The sequence below is a fragment of the Mesorhizobium sp. LCM 4576 genome (assembly GCF_001854815.1).
GTDB lineage: Bacteria > Pseudomonadota > Alphaproteobacteria > Rhizobiales > Rhizobiaceae > Mesorhizobium > Mesorhizobium plurifarium.
The window spans coordinates 1-2488 of record NZ_MDDT01000077.1 but is presented as its reverse complement, the minus strand read 5'-3'; the positions used below and the strand labels follow the sequence as shown (position 1 = coordinate 2488).

The 2488-nt window shown below is 64.8% G+C and carries 1 protein-coding gene and 2 pseudogenes; 1 reads left to right on the top strand and 2 read right to left on the bottom strand.

Translation table 11 applies throughout. From position 1 onward, the window contains the following. Positions 1 to 291: pseudogene (locus LCM4576_RS31555) on the top strand (GNAT family N-acetyltransferase); the annotation flags it as partial. Positions 292 to 380: 89 nt separating this feature from the next. Here the strand turns inward: LCM4576_RS31555 and LCM4576_RS31550 are convergent. After that, positions 381 to 815 (bottom strand): peptidylprolyl isomerase, encoded by a 435-nt coding sequence (locus tag LCM4576_RS31550; RefSeq protein ID WP_041008622.1) that lies wholly within the window; start codon positions 813 to 815, stop codon positions 381 to 383. A gap of 219 nt (positions 816 to 1034) precedes the next feature. Beyond that, positions 1035 to 2488, bottom strand: a pseudogene (locus tag LCM4576_RS31545) (chain-length determining protein); the annotation flags it as partial.

Genomic DNA, 2488 nt, shown 5'->3' with positions numbered 1-2488 from the left:
TTCCTGTTCTTCGACAACATCCAGGAAGCCTGCGAGCTTGGCTTCGAGGTCTACGACTTCTCGGTCGGCGACGAGCCCTACAAGCGGCTCTGGTGCGATATCGAGGTCCAGCATTTCGAGGTGCTTGCGCCGCTGACGCTGAAGGGCCGGGTGCTGGCGACAGGGCTGCGACAAGGCGCGCGGGCGAAGGCTTTCATCAAGAACAATCCGACCGTCTGGAAGCTGACCAAGATGCTGCGTCGCAAGGCTGCCGGGCAGGCAGCACCTGTCGCGGTCGAAGACGACAGCTAGGCCTGGTCAGAGGCGCACAATCACCGCAGCGGGCGATGCCGGCAAGCGGGCCGAGACCCTGAGGGGACTCGGCGGAACCGCTCTATTTCCTACGCCGCCTGAACGATCTCGACCAATTCAACGTCGAACACAAGGTCCTTTCCGGCCAACGGATGATTGCCGTCGAGCTTGACGCTGGAATCGTCCACGCCGACGACCGTTACTTGCATGGGTCGTCCCTCGCGGGTGCGGGCCTGCAATCGGGTGCCGATATCGACGTTGATGTTGTCCGGCACGCTTGTGCGGTCGATGGTTACGACCGCCTCGGGGCGATGCGGGCCGTAGGCGGCGTCGGCGGGGACGGTGACGGTGCTTTTCGCGCCGACCTCCATGCCCTCGACATGGGTTTCGAGGCCAGGAATTACCTGTCCTTCACCCAGTGTAAACTGCAACGGTTCACTGCCGGAAGAATCGAATTGGGTCCCGTCGACCAGACGCCCAGTGTAGTTGATGCGTACGGTGTCGCCGTTCTTGGCCTGTGTCATAACAGCCATCCTTTGGGAGTTTTGAGGGACCGGCTTAGGGTTCACGGTCCCGCTCTCGACCATCCCACGCACGAAATGCGCAGCGCGAAGCACCAAAACTAGGTGCCTCGCCGCCGATGTAAAGTACAGGAGTCGTAGAGAAATGCCCGGTTCGCTCTTGCAGCTAAGAACGGCCCGGGCTGAGCCGTGTCCGATTCGCCGCGGCCCCGGCCTCCAGCCTTACGCGGCCGACCGGCGTCCGGGCAATGGATCCCCCGGTTCATGGCCGACCGGTGTGACCAGCGTGACGTCCGGATAGCCGTTCTCGATCAGCTTCACCGCGGCCTGCGTCACCTGATCGTCGGCTTCCAGCATCGACAGGAAGACTTCGGTGCCGTCGCCGACCAGGCGGCTGATGCCCTGCGCATCGGCCGGGCCGCATTCGACCACGACGAGGTCGTAGGCCGTGGTCAGTGACTGCATGATGATGGGCAGCCGGTCGGCGGCGCGCATAGCGCGGACCGGATCGGCGGTGCCGACCGGAATGACATGCGCATCCGAATAGAGATCGGGATGGATGACGTCGCTGAACTGCGCCTCGGAAGCGAGCAGATTGGTGATGCCCGGGAACAGGCTCGAGTCCAGCATCGGCCGCGACGCCGCACCCGATGCAGTGAGATCGAGCAGCAGCACGCGCAGACCGGCGTCGGATACTTCGCGCGCCACGAGCACGGCGGACGCGGCCGCCTCGTCGCCTTCCGGCGACACGAAGATCGCCCGCGCGGCGCCTGAGGCGATCAGCTTCTCAGCAGCCTTCTCGATATCGATCTCGCCGAGCCTGGATTGCCTTGGTTCAGGCATAGATTCGCTCGGCTCGGAGGCGTTCACTGCGCTTGCGCGATCCTCGGCCAGCTCGTTTTCGGCCGGTCTCGGCAGCTCCGCTTCGGCGATCGAATGCCCTGCCACGGCCTCCTCGTAAGGCGCGAAAGCCCGACCCTCATCATGCACCTCGGCGACCATGGGTTCCGCCCTGGCTGCCGCAGGCATCGCCACTTGCTCGATATCGGTGAAGCGGGCGCCGGTGGCCGGGCGCATGGCGCGGCCGGAAAACAGCTCCGCCAGCAGCGTGCCGATCGCCATCAGCAGCAGCGAAGCGGCGGCGGCAGCACCGGTGATCGGCCCGATCTTCGGGAAGTAGGGTTGGGACGGCACCTGGGCGCTTGCGATCAGGCTCGCCGCGACGGGCGAGTATTTGCGGTCCCTGCGCGAGGCCACCGCATTGTAACTTGCCATATAGGATTCAAGCTGTTGGCGTTGGACGTTAGCATCGCGCTGCAGGGCGTCCAGCTGCACCTGCTGCTCGCCGGCGCGCGCCGAGGCGGCCTTCAGCGTGTTGACGTCGGCAACCAGTTGATCCTCGCGTGCCTTGGCCGTCTGAGCCTGTGCCGACAGGCCCCGGATGATCTTTTGCGCCTCATTGCGAATCTGACCGTCGAGGTCGGCAAGCTGCGACTTCAGCGCACGAATACGCGGATGGTTGTCGAGCAAAGTCGTGGAAAGGTCGGCAATGTTGGCCCTGAGCTCCACCTGGCGCTCGCGCAGGCGCTGGATCAGCTCCGAGGACAGGACCTCCGGCACGCTGTCCAGCGAACCGCCATTCTGCAGCGCCCGGCGCACGCTCTCGGCACTCGCCT